The organism is Niabella terrae, from assembly GCF_054783135.1.
On the sequence record NZ_BAAGRD010000003.1, the window covers coordinates 178,292 to 194,028 of the forward strand.

Annotated in this window: 14 protein-coding genes; 12 read left to right on the forward strand and 2 right to left on the reverse strand. The window is 48.0% G+C overall.

Annotated features, from left to right (window positions below; genetic code table 11):
- The first annotated feature begins 75 nt into the window (after positions 1-75).
- The 12 genes from nuoH to ACYVI9_RS03630 all read left to right on the forward strand — a co-directional run bounded on the left by nuoH (position 76) and on the right by ACYVI9_RS03630 (position 12,434).
- Entirely contained in the window at positions 76-1,134 is a 1,059-nt protein-coding gene (nuoH, locus tag ACYVI9_RS03575; RefSeq protein WP_460760780.1) for an NADH-quinone oxidoreductase subunit NuoH, read from the forward strand.
- Between the two features lie 84 nt (positions 1,135-1,218).
- Positions 1,219-1,785 (forward strand): NADH-quinone oxidoreductase subunit NuoI, encoded by a 567-nt coding sequence (gene nuoI, locus ACYVI9_RS03580; RefSeq protein ID WP_460760783.1) that lies wholly within the window; start codon positions 1,219-1,221, stop codon positions 1,783-1,785.
- A gap of 6 nt (positions 1,786-1,791) precedes the next feature.
- On the forward strand, positions 1,792-2,328 hold the full coding sequence (locus ACYVI9_RS03585) for an NADH-quinone oxidoreductase subunit J family protein (RefSeq protein ID WP_460760785.1): 537 nt from the start codon (positions 1,792-1,794) through the stop codon (positions 2,326-2,328).
- Positions 2,329-2,394: 66 nt separating this feature from the next.
- Positions 2,395-2,718, forward strand: a complete 324-nt coding sequence (gene nuoK / locus ACYVI9_RS03590) for an NADH-quinone oxidoreductase subunit NuoK (protein WP_460760788.1) — start codon at positions 2,395-2,397, stop codon at positions 2,716-2,718.
- A gap of 48 nt (positions 2,719-2,766) precedes the next feature.
- On the forward strand, positions 2,767-4,665 hold the full coding sequence (nuoL, locus tag ACYVI9_RS03595) for an NADH-quinone oxidoreductase subunit L (RefSeq protein WP_460760790.1): 1,899 nt from the start codon (positions 2,767-2,769) through the stop codon (positions 4,663-4,665).
- Between the two features lie 44 nt (positions 4,666-4,709).
- Complete coding sequence (locus ACYVI9_RS03600; protein ID WP_460760793.1) at positions 4,710-6,185, forward strand: complex I subunit 4 family protein; 1,476 nt, start codon at positions 4,710-4,712, stop codon at positions 6,183-6,185.
- A gap of 10 nt (positions 6,186-6,195) precedes the next feature.
- Complete coding sequence (locus tag ACYVI9_RS03605) at positions 6,196-7,569, forward strand: NADH-quinone oxidoreductase subunit N (RefSeq protein ID WP_460760795.1); 1,374 nt, start codon at positions 6,196-6,198, stop codon at positions 7,567-7,569.
- A gap of 138 nt (positions 7,570-7,707) precedes the next feature.
- Complete coding sequence (locus ACYVI9_RS03610) at positions 7,708-8,982, forward strand: ABC transporter permease (protein WP_460760798.1); 1,275 nt, start codon at positions 7,708-7,710, stop codon at positions 8,980-8,982.
- Positions 8,983-9,275: 293 nt separating this feature from the next.
- A complete protein-coding gene (locus ACYVI9_RS03615; RefSeq protein WP_460760800.1) occupies positions 9,276-10,133 on the forward strand; it encodes a MotA/TolQ/ExbB proton channel family protein in 858 nt (285 codons plus the stop codon).
- A 68-nt stretch (positions 10,134-10,201) separates the two neighbouring features.
- Entirely contained in the window at positions 10,202-10,858 is a 657-nt protein-coding gene (locus ACYVI9_RS03620; protein WP_460760803.1) for an ExbD/TolR family protein, read from the forward strand.
- A gap of 33 nt (positions 10,859-10,891) precedes the next feature.
- Entirely contained in the window at positions 10,892-11,533 is a 642-nt protein-coding gene (locus ACYVI9_RS03625; protein ID WP_460760805.1) for an ExbD/TolR family protein, read from the forward strand.
- Between the two features lie 67 nt (positions 11,534-11,600).
- Positions 11,601-12,434 (forward strand): energy transducer TonB, encoded by an 834-nt coding sequence (locus ACYVI9_RS03630; protein ID WP_460760808.1) that lies wholly within the window; start codon positions 11,601-11,603, stop codon positions 12,432-12,434.
- A 653-nt stretch (positions 12,435-13,087) separates the two neighbouring features.
- Here the strand turns inward: ACYVI9_RS03630 and ACYVI9_RS03635 are convergent.
- Positions 13,088-14,134 carry a lytic transglycosylase domain-containing protein gene (locus ACYVI9_RS03635; protein WP_460760811.1) on the reverse strand — a complete coding sequence of 349 codons (1,047 nt, stop codon included), beginning with the start codon at positions 14,132-14,134 and terminating at the stop codon, positions 13,088-13,090.
- Between the two features lie 78 nt (positions 14,135-14,212).
- On the reverse strand, positions 14,213-15,631 hold the full coding sequence (gene gatA, locus ACYVI9_RS03640; protein WP_460760813.1) for an Asp-tRNA(Asn)/Glu-tRNA(Gln) amidotransferase subunit GatA: 1,419 nt from the start codon (positions 15,629-15,631) through the stop codon (positions 14,213-14,215).
- Positions 15,632-15,737 lie beyond the last annotated feature (106 nt).

A 15,737-nucleotide genomic window follows, 5' to 3' on the forward strand; every position in this document is an offset into this window, starting at 1 on the left:
TCCGGGCGGGCTGCAGATAGGGCGGTCCCGGATTACGATAAAAGCATTCAATAAAATATTTATAGCCAACAGCACATGATTCCTTTACTCGCCACAGACTGGTTTTTTATTCTGGAAAAGCTGATCCTGATTGCCCTGATCATCACCTTGTCGATGGTCGTCGCGATGTATGCTACTTATGCCGAAAGGAAGGTCGCTGCCTTTATTCAGGACCGTATCGGCCCCAACCGCGCCGGTCCTTTTGGCTTGCTTCAGCCTTTGGCCGATGGCGGAAAGCTGTTTTTCAAGGAAGAAATCATTCCACTGGCTTCTTCGAAAGTATTATTTATTCTGGGGCCGGTCCTGGCGATGGTGACAGCGCTGCTGACCAGCGCTGTCATACCCTGGGGGTCGGCAGCAGTCATCAACGGCCGCACGGTCCCGCTGCAGGTAGCCGATGTCAATATCGGTATTCTTTATGTGTTTGGCGTCGTCAGTATCGGCGTGTACGGCATCATGATCGGTGGTTGGGCTTCCAATAATAAGTTTTCCCTGCTGGCCGGAATCCGGGGCGCTTCCCAGATGATTTCCTATGAGCTGGCAATGGGCCTGTCACTGATCGCCGTGCTGATGCTCACCGGTTCCCTGCAAATGAGTGTCATTGTACAAAATCAGGTTGACAACGGCTGGAATATATTGTACCAGCCCCTGGGATTTATTATCTTTCTGATCTGTGCCCTGGCGGAATGCAACCGGACGCCTTTTGACCTGCCCGAGGCTGAAAGTGAACTGAACTTTGGTTACCACCAGGAGTATTCCAGTATGAAACTGGGCTTCTACCTGTTTGCCGAATACATAAATATGTTCATCAGCTGTGTGATCCTGTCCACTTTATTCTTCGGGGGCTATGATATTCCCTTTGTGGATGAATCGACCTGGAAGATCGCGCCCAACCTGCTGGCGGTTATCAGTTTTCTGGTACTGCTGGCAAAAGCCTTCTTCTTTGTATTTGTCTTTATGTGGATTCGTTGGACCGTGCCCCGGTTCCGCTTTGATCAGCTGATGCATCTGGGTTGGAAGCGGCTGGTCCCTCTGGCGCTGGTCAATATGCTGATAACGGCCGTGGTGGTGCTTTGGCTGCACCAGCGGGGATGAGGCGGAAAATAGCCGTATGGAAGATTAATAAGCAGTTGCTTTAACTATATTTGCGAAAATTTAAAAGAAGGGCTCGAAAACAAAATGGGAATACAGTATACGAACAGGGCGAAACCGGTAGACCGCCGGCCAATGAACTGGCTGGAAAGGATTTATCTGTGGAATATCCTGAAAGGCATGGGCATCACCCTGAAACATTTTTTTTCCAAAAAAGTTACCATTCAGTATCCCGAACAGCAGCGGTCCTTCAGTAAGGTATTCCGTGGTCTGCATATTTTGAACCGGGATGAACAGGGAAGAGAAAGATGTACCGCCTGCGGTCTCTGTGCCGTTGCATGCCCGGCAGAAGCCATTTCAATGGAAGCCGCGGAAACACAGCCTGGTGAGGAAAATTTATACCGGGAGGAAAAATACGCTGCCAAATATGAGATCAATATGCTGCGTTGTATTTTCTGTGGCTATTGTGAAGAAGCCTGTCCCAAGGATGCCATTTACCTGACACAGACCGTTACACCTGCCAATTACGATCGTAAAGGCTTTATTTATAAGAAATCGGATCTCCTGATACCCAATCCTGTAGAGGATCCCGAAGCCTACCAGAAGGCACTGGGCTCCGTCAGCAGTAAACATCATAAAGCGCAGGAAAACTAATAAGTGATGACAGCGACTCAAATTCTTTTCTGGATACTTACCATCATGGCCCTGTTCAGTGCCATCATGGTAATTTCAAGTAAAAACCCGGTGCACAGTGTGCTTTGGCTGGTGGTCACCTTCTTTGCGATATCCGGACATTATATACTGCTGAATGCCCAGTTTCTGGCGATTGTAAATATTATCGTATATGCCGGTGCCATCATGGTGTTGTTCCTGTTTGTCATCATGCTGATGAACCTGAACCGGAACTCGGAGCCGCCCAAACACCGCTGGCTGCAGCTGGTGGGCATGGTGAGTGGCGGCTGCCTGCTGCTGGTGCTGGTAGCGGCTTTAAAAAAGACCGAGATCAGCGGTAACAGCATCGTAACCAATACGGGCGATGTAGGACTGATCCGGCAGCTGGGTCGGGAACTGTTTACCACTTTTGTGGTTCCTTTTGAAATCAGCAGTATCTTGTTTCTGAGTGCAATGGTTGGTGTAGTCGTGATCGGGAAGGCGCCGGCAAAAGAGGCCGCGGCCGGAACCCCGACCAGCAACTGAGTCGGATATATTTAAAAATCAAGCGGCTTCCGGGGCATACCGAAGCCCTAAAATGATCAATCAAACATGCCCGTAAATTATTATTTGGTACTTTCTCTGGCTCTTTTCTGCATTGGCGTGGTGGGCGTACTTACCCGCAGGAATGCCATCATCATTTTTATGTGTATAGAATTGATGCTGAATTCCGTGAACCTGTTGCTGGTGGCCTTTTCCAAAATGCAGGCGGCCAAGGATGCCGTCACCGTGGCCGCAGCGGACGGACAGCTTTTTGTGTTTTTTATCATGGTGGTGGCCGCAGCGGAAGTGAGTGTGGGCCTGGCCATTATTGTGATGATGTACCGCAATATACATTCGATAGATATTAATTTTCTGAACCGGCTCAAACATTGAAAGCCGCGGACCCGTTTTTCATTCGGTTAAACAAACTGGCATAGGCGCATGAACCTCGAATTATTATTCATACCATTATTACCATTTATCGGTTTTCTGTTAAACGGACTGTTGAGAAATTACCTGCCGAAGAAACTGTCCGGCTTTCTGGGTACCGGCGTCATATTGGGCGCCCTGGTGCTGAGCTGCCGGGTATTCATGCAGGTAAAAGCAGGTCATACCGGTGTAGTGGAGTATTTCGATTTTTTCCGTACCAGCGGTTTCCGGATATCCTTTGCCTTGCAGGCGGATCAGCTGAGTGCCCTGTTTTTGCTGATCATTACCGGCGTGGGTTCCCTGATCCACCTGTATTCCACCGCCTATATGAAGGAGGAAGCTCCGGCACAGTTTGCCAGGTATTTTGCCTACCTGAACTTATTTGTATTTTCGATGCTGCTGCTGATCCTGGGCGCCAATTTTGTAATCATGTTCCTGGGATGGGAGGGGGTAGGACTCTGTTCCTATCTGCTGATTGGTTTCTGGTTCAAAAACAAGGATTTTTCCAAAGCAGCTTCTAAGGCATTCATCATGAACCGGATTGGTGATTTTGCCTTTCTGATCGCCCTGTTTATTCTGCTGCATAAAGTCGGGACCCTGAGTTATGCCGAACTCTTTACTGCTGAAAGTCTGTCCAGGTTGTCTGCCTGGGATTTGACCCTGGTGACCACCCTGCTGTTTATCGGTGCTACCGGTAAAAGCGCCCAGATTCCCCTGTATACCTGGCTGCCGGATGCGATGGCCGGTCCCACACCGGTATCCGCGCTGATCCACGCCGCTACCATGGTAACCGCCGGTATCTATATGATCGCCCGCAGTAACCTGATGTATTCCATGGCACCGGCCACCCTCAATGTCATTGCGGTGATCGGAATAGCGACGGCTTTGCTGGCCGCCAGTATCGCGCTCAAACAAAACGATATTAAAAAAGTACTGGCCTATTCAACAGTGAGCCAGCTGGGCTATATGTTTCTGGCCCTGGGTACGGGTGCTTATGTAGCCGCCGTATTTCATGTCATGACCCATGCTTTCTTCAAAGCCCTGCTATTTCTGGGCAGTGGTAGCGTGATCCATGCCATGGGCGGCGAACAGGATATGCGGCGGATGGGCGGCCTGGCCGGTTACATGAAAATCACCCATATCACATTTCTGGTCGGCTGTATCGCCATTGCGGGGATTCCCGGCTTTTCGGGTTTCTTTTCCAAGGATGAGATCCTGATCAGCGCTTTGGGCAGGACCCCTGTTCTCTATGTGCTGGGCCTTTTGGGTGCACTGATGACCGCCTTCTATATGTTCCGGCTCTATGCCACCACTTTCAGAGGGACATTCCGCGGCAGCTCGGAGCAAAAGCACCACCTGCACGAAAGCCCCTGGCAAATGACTCTGCCGCTGATCCTGCTGGCCCTCCTGTCTGTTTTTGGAGGCTATATCAATCTGCCGGCATTCCTGGTGCATGGTGGCCAGCACCTGAAAGATTTTCTGGATCCCGTTTTTGCAGCATCCTATCAGTACCTACCCCACCACGAGATTTCACATAGTACGGAATGGATGCTGACCGGGCTTTCCTCGGCGCTGGTATTGATCGTCGTGATTTTTGCCTGGAGCCGCTTCAGCAAAAAACCGGACCTGGAGCAGGCCGGTGGCCTGGGCAGGTTCCTGGAGCAGAAATGGTATGTGGACGAGCTCTACGACGGCCTCATCGTGAAACCGCTGAAAGGATTGGGTAGTTTTCTGAATAATATCATTGAAAAAAATATAGTGGATGGTCTGGTGAACGGCGTAGGTCGGTTGGTGCAGTATGGCGGCCGGCAGTTGCGTTGGTTGCAGAGCGGCCAGACCGGTGTCTATATTCTGCTTATGGTGGCCGGGATGCTGGCGGTGTTGGTTTGGCAGTTTTTTATCAGAAAATAAACCCGCTGCATGTTGGGATTTGAAATTTTGAATTTAAGATTCGTATGATCGCATTATTGTTGATATTCATTCCGCTTCTGGGGGGCATCAGTACCTTCCTGATTAAAAAGGAACAGGCAGCCAGAACCTGGTCACTATTCTGTGCCATCTTGACTTTCATCGTGGCCATTATTGGTTTTACCTGTTACAGGGATTCCGCGTTGCTGCGTTTCCAGGGTGACTGGATGGGCATCTTAAACAGTAGTTTTTCCATCAGTGCCGCGGACGGGATGGGATCCATGCTTTGTATGCTGACGGCCATTTCTTATCCCCTGATCTTCCTGTCCACCTGGACGACTTCTTACCGGAAAGCCCGGAATTTTCTGGGGCTGATGCTGCTTTGTCAGGCGGGCCTGATGGGGGTATTCCTGGCCATGGATGCGCTGCTGTTTTATTTCTTCTGGGAGCTGGCCCTGATACCCGTTTATTTTATCTGTTCCCAGTGGGGCGGCCCCCGACGGATTAAAGTCACTTTTAAATTCTTTGTATACACGTTTGCGGGTTCCCTGCTGATGCTTATCGGCATCTTATATATTTATTCCAAAACCCAGTCCTTTGATATTTCGGCATTTTACAATTCCGGTCTGGACTGGAAGGTGCAAAGCCGGCTGTTCTGGCTGTTCTTTGTTGCATTTGCGATAAAGATGCCCATTTTCCCTTTCCACAGCTGGCAGCCCGATACCTATGAACAATCGCCTACCGCGGCAACCATGGTACTCAGTGGCATCATGGTAAAAATGGGGGTATTGGGTCTGTTGCGCTGGTTATTGCCGGTATTGCCCATGGGATCCTATTTATGGGGTGATACCATCTCCACCATGGCCGTGATCGGGATTATATACGCATCGCTGATCGCCCTGCGTCAGGACGATATGAAAAGGCTGGTAGCCTATTCCTCGATTGCGCATATCAGCCTGATCTGTCTGGCCGTATTTGCAGAGACGGAATCTTCGATCCAGGGCGCCCTGTTTCAGATGTTTGCCCACGGGATCAATATCCTGGGGATGTGGATCGTGGTAGAAATAATTGAACGGAAATTCGGAACCCGTAAAATGAGTGAGCTCGGGGGGATCGCCGCCAAAGCGCCGGTACTGACGATCTGTTTCTATGTCATTGCCCTGGCCAATATTGCCCTGCCGTTGACCAACGGTTTTGTGGGAGAGTTCCTGATGTTTAACGGGGTGCTGAGTTCTCCGGTAACCCGCTACGGATTGCCGCTGACGGTATTGGCCTGTGTGGGCATCATACTGGGGGCCGCCTATACGCTGCGATTCGCCCGCAAAGTATTTCTGGGACCGACTTCTGCTTTGACCGCAACGGGTACGGATATTGTCCTGCATGAGAAAGTGATCCTGGGTATCATCGTGGTAATCATCCTGGTGGCGGGTATTTATCCCCAGCACCTGCTGGATTCTTTTGAATCAATAACAAATTCAATTTTAAAACATTCCGATGTGCTTCCTCTTTTAAAGAAGCAATAAGCAAAAAAGTATGAACGCATTAGTACTGTCTGCAATATTTGGTGTGGTGATGATGTTTAGCGGTGTGCTGCTGAAGAAAAGTGCCCCCATAAAGGTACTGGCCATTGTGGCTATGGCCTTACTGTTAATTGTCAACTGCATGGAAATGCGGGGCATTCGTTTTTTTCATTTCGATGTATCCGCCTTTATGTCCTTTGACAGCTATGCCCTGTTTTTTAATGGTATTACCCTTTTCGCTACCCTGATCTTTCTGATCGTTACGGTCAACGATATGGAAAAAGTCGGCCGTAACCTGGCAGATTACCTGGCATTGATTTTTTTCATCATGGCTGGCGTGGCGCTCACGATCAGTTTTACTTCTTTGCTGACGCTGTTTTTGGGCATAGAAATTATTTCCATCCCCCTGTATATTCTCACCGGTTCAGATAAATCCAATCTCAAAAGTAACGAAGCGGCCCTCAAGTATTTTCTGATGGGGTCCTTTTCCACCGGCATCATGCTGCTGGGCATTGCGCTGATCTATGGATCCCAGGGGACTTTTACCATTTCCAACATGAATTTTACCCTGCATCCGGATTCCGGACTGCAGGTAGCGGGTATGCTCCTGTTGCTGTTTTCCATGAGCTTTAAGGTTTCTATTGCGCCTTTTCATTTCTGGACCCCCGATGTGTACGATGGGGCGCCTACCGTATTTACTTCTTTTATGGCAACCATCGTAAAAGTTGCCGTGTTTGCGGGTTTCATGCGCCTGTTCCTGGATGTGTTCGGCAGACTCGCGGAAGCCTGGCAGCTTTGGGTCGCCCTGCTGATTGCCGCTACTTTATTCATCGGTAATATTACGGCGGTCTTTCAGCAAAGCGTCAAGCGGATGCTGGCCTATTCCAGTATTTCACAGGCGGGTTTCCTGCTGTTTGCCCTCTATGCCGGCGGGGATGCCGGGAGGGAAGGACTGGCCCTGTATGCAGCAGCCTACTGCCTGGCAACCATTGGTATTTTTGCGGTACTGACCAAGATGTCGGATTACAGTTATGAAGGTTTCAACGGCCTGTCCAGACACCGCCCGCTGTTGGCGCTCACCGCAACCATCTTTCTGTTGTCACTGGCGGGTATACCCCTTACAGCAGGTTTCCTGGGTAAGTTTTACATGTTAAAGGCAGCTGTGGCTACCGGTCATCATATATGGCTGGTGATCTTTGCCGTCCTGATGGCGGCCGTAAGCGCCTATTATTATTTTCGGGTTATCCAGGCCATGTACTTTAAGGAAGGTCCCGATCATTCCCTGCCTACTGCCGCATTTGAAAGATATACCCTTGTGGCGATCTGTATACTGATCCTGCTGATCGGTACCTTTCCGCAGACTTTACTGCACTGGTTGTATTTCTAAAGTTCCTGGCGCATCCTGTTTGTAATCCGGCTGCCTTTAACCGCCGGGCCGGTGGGAAGGACCTGTATATCAGGGGATCAATTAAATTTGTATTTACCCGCCTGCGGCCTTAGCTTTACGAACTACATTTTTGATGCCATGAGGTTAGCTGACAGTTTTTTCCTGGCTTTTCGTACCGTTAAAAGCAATGCATTACGTACGGCGCTGACGGTCGCTATTATTGCATTCGGAATTATGGCGCTGGTGGGGATTATCACGGCCATCAAAGCCATGAACCAGAAATTCACCGAGAGCTTTGCCAGTATGGGTGCCAATGCCTTTACCATCCGTTTTAAGGAAAGTGAATTGCGGAACGGCGGCGGGCGGGAACTAACCGTATCCAAGAAAGGCAAGAAGGCAAAAAAATCCAATCTGGACCGTTTTATTACCCGGGATCAGGCAGAGTATTTTATCGCCAATTACCATTTCCCTGGGGCCATTACGGGGTTGTCTGTTTTTGGCAGCCGTTCCAATACATTGTCCTATCGCAATAAGAAAACCAATCCCAATGTGATGCTCTTTGGCGGCGATGAAAATTACCTCGAACTGAATGGCTACAAGCTGCTCAGCGGACGGAACCTGACCCTGCAGGAAGTCCGTAACGGACAGAATCTCTGCATTATTGGTTATGATGTAGCGAAAAAATGTTATGGAGAACCCGTGACCAGGGCTGTGGGCAAAACCATCAGAATCAACAACCTGCCTTACCGGGTAACCGGTGTGCTGGAAAGCCGGGGTTCCACCTTCGGTTTCAGCCGCGACAATATGGCCATACTGGGGTACCGCAATCTGGTTCAGCATTTTCTGGGCAGTAATACCTCTTATGTACTGGCTGTAAAAATACCGCAGATTTCTTCGATGAATGAAGCCATGGGCGCGGCCGAGTCCCTGTTTCGGGGGGTGCGCCGGATTGCCATTACGGAAGAGAGCAATTTTGTACTGGATAAAAGTGACTCGATGGTGGAACGCGCCATGAACAGTCTGGGTTTTCTGACGATTTCGGCCACCGTAATCGGAATGATTACCCTGATTGGGGCAGCGATCGGTCTGATGAATATCATGCTGGTCAGTGTGGCGGAGCGCACCAAGGAAGTAGGCCTGATCAAAGCCATCGGAGGTAAAAGTAGTGCGGTAAAAAGACAGTTCCTGCTGGAAGCCGTTATTATCAGTCTTTTAGGTGCCATTCTCGGAATACTGCTGGGCATTCTGATTGGTAACAGTTTCGCACTGATTCTTCAAACCGGGTTCGTTGTACCCTGGGGCTGGATATTATACGGAATTATTATCTGCAGTATCGTGGGACTGCTGGCTGGATTATACCCCGCGCTTAAAGCGGGCAAACTCAACCCGATAGATGCGCTGAGATATGAGTAAAATGCGCATTTGCAACGATTTTTACAACACAAAATAAATGAATGAAAAAGTATATTTGATCGATAAATTTCCTAATTTCACCCGAAGAAGAGACGATTCATATTCTATGGAATGAACGATCAGACTTGCTTTTCAGGCGACCGGAGTGGCCATCATTAATTGGAGCGGATTTGACTATGTACCAAAAACATAAAAAAAATAACAAATAAAAATTTTGTTCTAATTTTTTTTTTGTTAGAATTGTAATCTATTTTCTCAAGCTTAATATTTAAAAAACTAAAAAAACTAAGATCATGGCTGAAAATCAAGCTAAGCCGGGAGCGGCGGCAACAACATCTGTGCAACCTAAAAAGAGCAGCAATGCAATATCATGGATCGCACCAATTTTATGTATAGTGGCAGGTTATTGTATCTGGAGGTTTGGTATGGGAAATCCGTCAGGATTTGAGTCTCCCGATCAGGCAGGAGGTTTTTGGCCCCATCACTTAGGTCCTAAGGATGCCTTTCACAGAATTTATGAAGGTGGTATCATCGTACCCCTGCTGATCGGTATGCTGTTAATGACCATTGTATTTGCCATTGAAAGGTTCATGACCATTTCCAAAGCCCTGGGCAAAGGGAATATCAGCAATTTCATTCGCAAAATACAGTATCAGCTGGCCAACAAAAATGTGGACGCTGCAATTGCTGAATGTGATAAGCAAAAAGGTTCCGTAGGCAATGTAATGAAAGCCGGCCTGCGTCGCTATAAAGAAATGATTAACGAAACCGGTCTGGATACAGAGCAGAAAGTGATCGCCATTCAAAAAGAAGTGGAAGAAGCTACTGCACTGGAACTGCCGATGCTGCAGAAAAACCTGGTTTTCCTTTCTACGATTGTATCCTGCGGTACCCTGATCGCCCTGTTAGGTACGGTAATGGGTATGATCCGTTCATTTGCTGCCTTAGGTGAGTCTGGTGGTGGTGGAGATTCCAGTGCACTGGCGGTAGGTATCTCTGAAGCCCTGTATAACACGGCATTAGGTATCGGTACATCAGCATTGGCCCTGATTTTCTACAATATGTTGACTACAAGAATCGACAGCATTACTTATGGTATTGATGAATCTGGTTTCACTTTAACCCAGTCCTTCGCTTCTTTATATAAATAATTTATAAAGCAGGAAGACGGTTTTATGGAAAACCGGCATTATTTCGTCACTATCAAAAAAGAGTTTATATGCCTAAAGTTCAGATAGCCAAAAAGTCGACGGAAACGGACATGACGCCCTTTGTGGACATCGCGTTCCTGATCCTGTCGTTCTTTATCATGGCTACAAAATTTAAACCACCGGAAGCGGTTCCGATCGAAACGCCCAATTCGGTGTCTTCACAAAAATTACCGGAGAATAATGCGGTCATGATCAGCATTGACAAGGATGATAAGGTGTATTTTTCCATTATGGCTGCCAATGAGCCGGAAAAAGCCAAAGAGATCATTATCAGTGCGGCCAAAGCCCGGAATATTCCGGTAACGGAAGCCCAGGCTGCCAAGTATTTTTCAGGAGACATGATCGGGGTGCCCTTCAGTAAACTGGGCGGATTTCTGGACCTGACCAAGGAGCAGAAGGCCGATTTCGTTCAGGAAGGTATTCCGGTGAAAGATTCCGCTAACAATGAGTTGTATTACTGGATCGCAGCGGCCCGTACGACTTTTTCAGGTCAGACACTGAAATACCTGATCAAAGGGGATAATGTATCCAAGTACCCGGCTTTTAAAGCAGTAATCGAGGCGTTGAAAAAGAATGATGAACAGAAATACAATCTGGTCACCATGCCTGAAGGCGCTCCCGAGGGCACGGAATTATGGAAAGAACGTAACAGTTCCACCAAATAATATTAGTTTTTTAATTCTAAAACTTAAGATAATATGGCAAGTTTAGATACCGGTGACGGCGGAGGTGGCCACAAGAAAGGCCCCGGCGTGAAAAAAGCCAAAAAGCTGAGTACCCGGGTGGATATGACGCCGATGGTAGATCTCGGGTTCCTGCTGATTACCTTCTTTATCTTTACTTCGACAATGAGTAATCCGACGACCATGGATCTCAATATGCCGAAGGATACTGAAAAAAAGGAAGAGGAGACCAAGGTCAAACAATCCGGTGCCCTGACTATTATGATCGGCAAGGACAATAATCTTTTCTATTACGAGGGAGAGTTACTGCCGGACGGCAGCAACTTTAAATCCTCCAGTTTTAAGGAGATTCGTACGGAGATCATCAAGAAAAAGGAGCAGGTAGAGTCCGCTTATGTCACCGACGCAGCCTGCGAAGCCGAGGCCCGTCAGAAAGGAAAGGACCCCAATAGCTGTAAGCAGAAGGATTTCTTTGTACTGATCAAACCAACAGAAGAAGCAAATTACAAGAATGTGATCGATCTGCTGGATGAGATGACCATTAACAAAGTAGCCCGTTATGCATTACTGGAGCCCTTTGAACAGGAAAAAGAGCTTATAACAGTATCAGAAGGTGCAGCGCCTGCGGCAAGTACGACCGAGGCTCCGGCAAATTAAAAAAGCAGGTGCCGGCTGTGTGGAATCCGCACTGCTGCGCATCTTATCAATAACAAACTAAAAGATAATGGAAGCCAACAAAATTTTGAGTACCGACTTTTTGGATCTTCTTTTTGAAGGCCGGAATAAAAGTTATGGGGCTTACGAACTTCGCAGGACCTATAAGAAACGGCTTTGGTTGGCGCTGGGAATTACCGCTCTCGCTCTGGTAGCGATTGTAGGCATCATAGTTCTCCAGAGTCAATTCAAAAAGAATGATGCTGATGCGGTAAAGATTAACGAAGTTACCATCGCGGACATCAAGCAGGAGCAGCCCAAGGAAGAGCCGCCACCGCCGCCGCCACCCCCTCCGCCCAAACAGGCCCCTCCGCCCAAAATCGAGATGAAGGCCTTTACGCCTCCCAAGATTGTAAAGGATGAGGAAGTAAAGGAACCGCCACCCGCCGTGGAAGAACTCAAAGAAACCAAAATTGGTACCATCAATCAGGAAGGTATCAAGGATATTGGGATCGTTACCCCCCCGGCCGCTGTGGATGCGGGTAAAGGGCTGGTAGAAGCCAAACCGGTGGAAAAGGAACCTGAAGTATTTACCAAAGTGGAAGTAGACGCCCAGTATCCGGGTAACTGGAGAAGTTTCCTGGAAAGGAATCTGGACGGTCAGGTAGCAGTAGATAACGGCGCACCTCCCGGTAACCATACGGTTATTATTCAATTCATTGTGGATGTAGCCGGAAATGTGAGTGATGTAAAAGCGCTGACTAAAGTTGGATACGGGATGGAGCAGGAAGCCATGCGGGTTATTAAAAAATCCGGTAGATGGAAACCTGCGATTCAGAATGGTAAGGAAGTAAAAGCCTTCCGTAAGCAGCCCATCACCTTCCAGGTAACCGACGGTTATTAACGGATGAGTAATTTTAGAAATGATACAATCCCGCCTCCCGGCGGGATTTTTTTTATATAAACTGTGCCGTAAAACCCAAAAGTCTTTAGCTTTTGGGATGTTAGGCACAAAATTGTTTTTTTGTATAATATAGTATATTTGCAACATCAGTATAAGATGTAAAAACCTCGTAAGGTACTTGCGAGTACACGTGTGGAGTGATAGTAAGACTTCTAACTCCTCGGAGCAGTAAGCAAATCGCTGTGAAACACGAAGCCCATTGGTCTTTAGCCAATGGGTAGTTCACTCTTTGTTGTCTGGCCCATTATAACCGAAACCGCACAATAATATTGCGATGAATTGAAGGTGGTTCTCCCGAAGGAGGGTTGTTCCTAAGCTCCGCGCTACGGGGACAGATTGCAGTCCAGGGAGGATCAAAAAGCAGGAATCAGCGAGGGGACCGACGGGACAGGCATTGGCTGCGGTGGCGACTTTGGTCTTAAAGAACGCCGGCCGGCCGGCATAGGTTTCTGGCAATCGGTGCAGGCCGTTGCACCTTTTAAACAGGTACCGGCTGCAATTTCACCCATACGGACATACTGCGTAAATGGGGGCAAGGGACATAAAAAACCGCTCCTGTGGGGAGCGGTAATCGTATATTGTACGGTAACTTTTTAATTTCTGTATTCCGGGTCCAGCAGCATCTGGATGGATTCGTTGAGCATTTCATTTTTCTTGGATATGAACTGTTCCATTTTATCCACCGGTAGCTTTAACTGATAAGTGCTGTTACTTGCCAGTACTTTATCCAGATTGGGATTTAGTTTATCAAAGTCCTCAGCTTCCATTTCCAACTGCTTGATAATAGCTTTGGAATTATAACGTCCGCTGATGGTCTGTACTTTGATATCAGCATCCGTGACTTCGTCTTTAATGGTCGCCATCATGGCCAGCGCTTTCTCTTTGGAAACAGTAGTGATACCACCTTTCCCCTCCATGATATAATGCGTGGCAATAAATTTCTTAACGTGATTGCGGCTTTCCGTTGGCAGGTAATTCTGTAATTTCCAGAAATTACTGGTGCCGGCTTTAGCGATTGCGGAATTAACCCGACCCGGTCCGCAATTATAAGCGGCGACTACCAGCAACCAGTCACCATAAATATCAAACAGATAGTTCAGGTATTTACTGGCCGCACGGGTGCTTTTCAGGTAATTTCTACGTTCATCCACTCTGCGGCTCACCTGAAGTCCCAGTCCGCGGGCGGTAGCAGGCATCAGTTGCCAGGGACCTACGGCACCTGCCCAGGAAACAGCAGTAGCTTTCAGATGGGATTCGATGACCGCCAGGTATTTTAACTGTACCGGAATATGATTCTGGCTCAGCACATCATCCATCATATCAAAATAGGGGCGGCCCCAACTTTGTAATTCTTTCAGGCTCTCGGCATGCTTCAGGATATAGTCTTCTACAAAACTAATGGCCTGTGGGTTGAGGTGCTCGATATCGATACCCTTGAAAGCCTCTGATTTTGCAGAAGCCTTCTCATAAAGATTTTTGAAACTGGCTTTGGGATCGGCTTTCCGGACTTCACTAGTGGGTGCTGCCGCAGGCGCAGTAACCACCAGCGGACTGACCTGTGCCATGCCGACAGCATGCAACGATGCCAGAACAGCAACAAGTCCTAATTTCCTTAAGGCTTTTTCTTTGCGAAGGGTCATTTTAATTACTAAGGTTTTTTGATGAAGTCAATTTTCTGACAATACGGCCTGGTAGTAGTTAAAGTGTATATTAAACGATTATTTTGATAAAATAGTGTGACCAAAAGAGAGCAAAGATAACTCATTAAAATGAGACGCAAGTAATTGAATACCAAAGGGCATTGCATTTTCCGGATGCTTGAACAGGGGGACCGAGATGGCGGGGATTCCGGTGAGGTTGGCTATAACTGTATAAATATCAGCGACATACATGGCGACTGGGTCGGCCATCTTTTCACCGATCTTAAAGGCCACTGATGGGGCGGTTGGCAGGCATAAAAAATCGAAGTCCTTGAAAATCAGCTGTATTTTTTTTGTTAATAAATTCCTAACTTTTTGCGCCTGGGTGAAATACGCATCATAATAGCCGGAGCTCAATACAAAATTGCCCAACATGATCCGGCGTTTCACTTCCCAGCCAAATCCTTCGGAACGGTTTTTCTGATAAAACAGATCCAGGTCCGTTGCCGGCCCGGCAGCCCGGTAGCCGTATTTAACCCCGTCATACCGGGAAAGGTTAGAAGTTGCTTCTGCGGTGGTCAGGATATAATAGGCAGGGACGATATAATCCAGCAAATCAAAAGGAACGGCCTCGACCTGATGTCCTTCCGTTTTCCAGGTTTCCAGTTGGGTTTTGAGTTGGGTGGCAATATGTGGATCCAGGCCCGGATGCTCCAATGCTTCGGGAAAATAAGCGATGCGCCGCGGTCGAACGGATTCCAGTGATCGGGAATAGGCGGGCACGGGTTCCTGGGAAACCGTACTGTCAAAATCATCAGGACCCGCCATTACTTCCAGCAGGAGGGCGGCATCAGGCATATTGTTAGAAAAAATGCCGATCTGGTCAAAAGAAGAGGCATAGGCAATCAGGCCGTAACGGGAAATTCTTCCGTAAGTGGGTTTGAGGCCAACGATGCCACAGAAATCTGCGGGTTGTCGAACTGAACCGCCGGTATCACTACCCAGTGAAGCCATACAGAGACCTGCCTGGACGGCAACGGCAGATCCACCCGAAGAACCACCGGAAATCCGGGTCTCATCTGCTGCGTTCAGTACCTTGCCGTAAATTGAATTCTCATTGGTGGAACCCATGGCAAATTCATCACAGTTCAACCGGCCGATGATAATGGCGCCTTCCGCGAGCAATCGCTCTACTGCCGTAGCAGAAAAAACCGATTCAAACCCTTTCAGCATCCTGGAAGCTGCCGTCAGACCATGGTCCTTATAACAGATCACATCTTTAATGCCAATGACGACACCGTGCAGCCGGCCTTTTACGGGTTGCTGATCCAATTCCGCCGCCCGTGTGAGGGCTTCGGTATCAAATACTTCGACGAATGCGTTTAAATGTGCCTGTGCACGGATCTTTTCCAGGTACTGTTGTACCGTGTCAGTACAGCAGGTCCGGCCTTCCTGAATTTGTTGGTGGTAATCGGCAATAGAAGTAAAATCCGGCAATTGATGAACTTTAGGAACTGAAATTGTAGTAAATAACTGCCTGTTCTGAATAAAAAACGGTAAAATTCAGTTCATGACAGCTCGAATGGTTGTCAACAGAATGTTG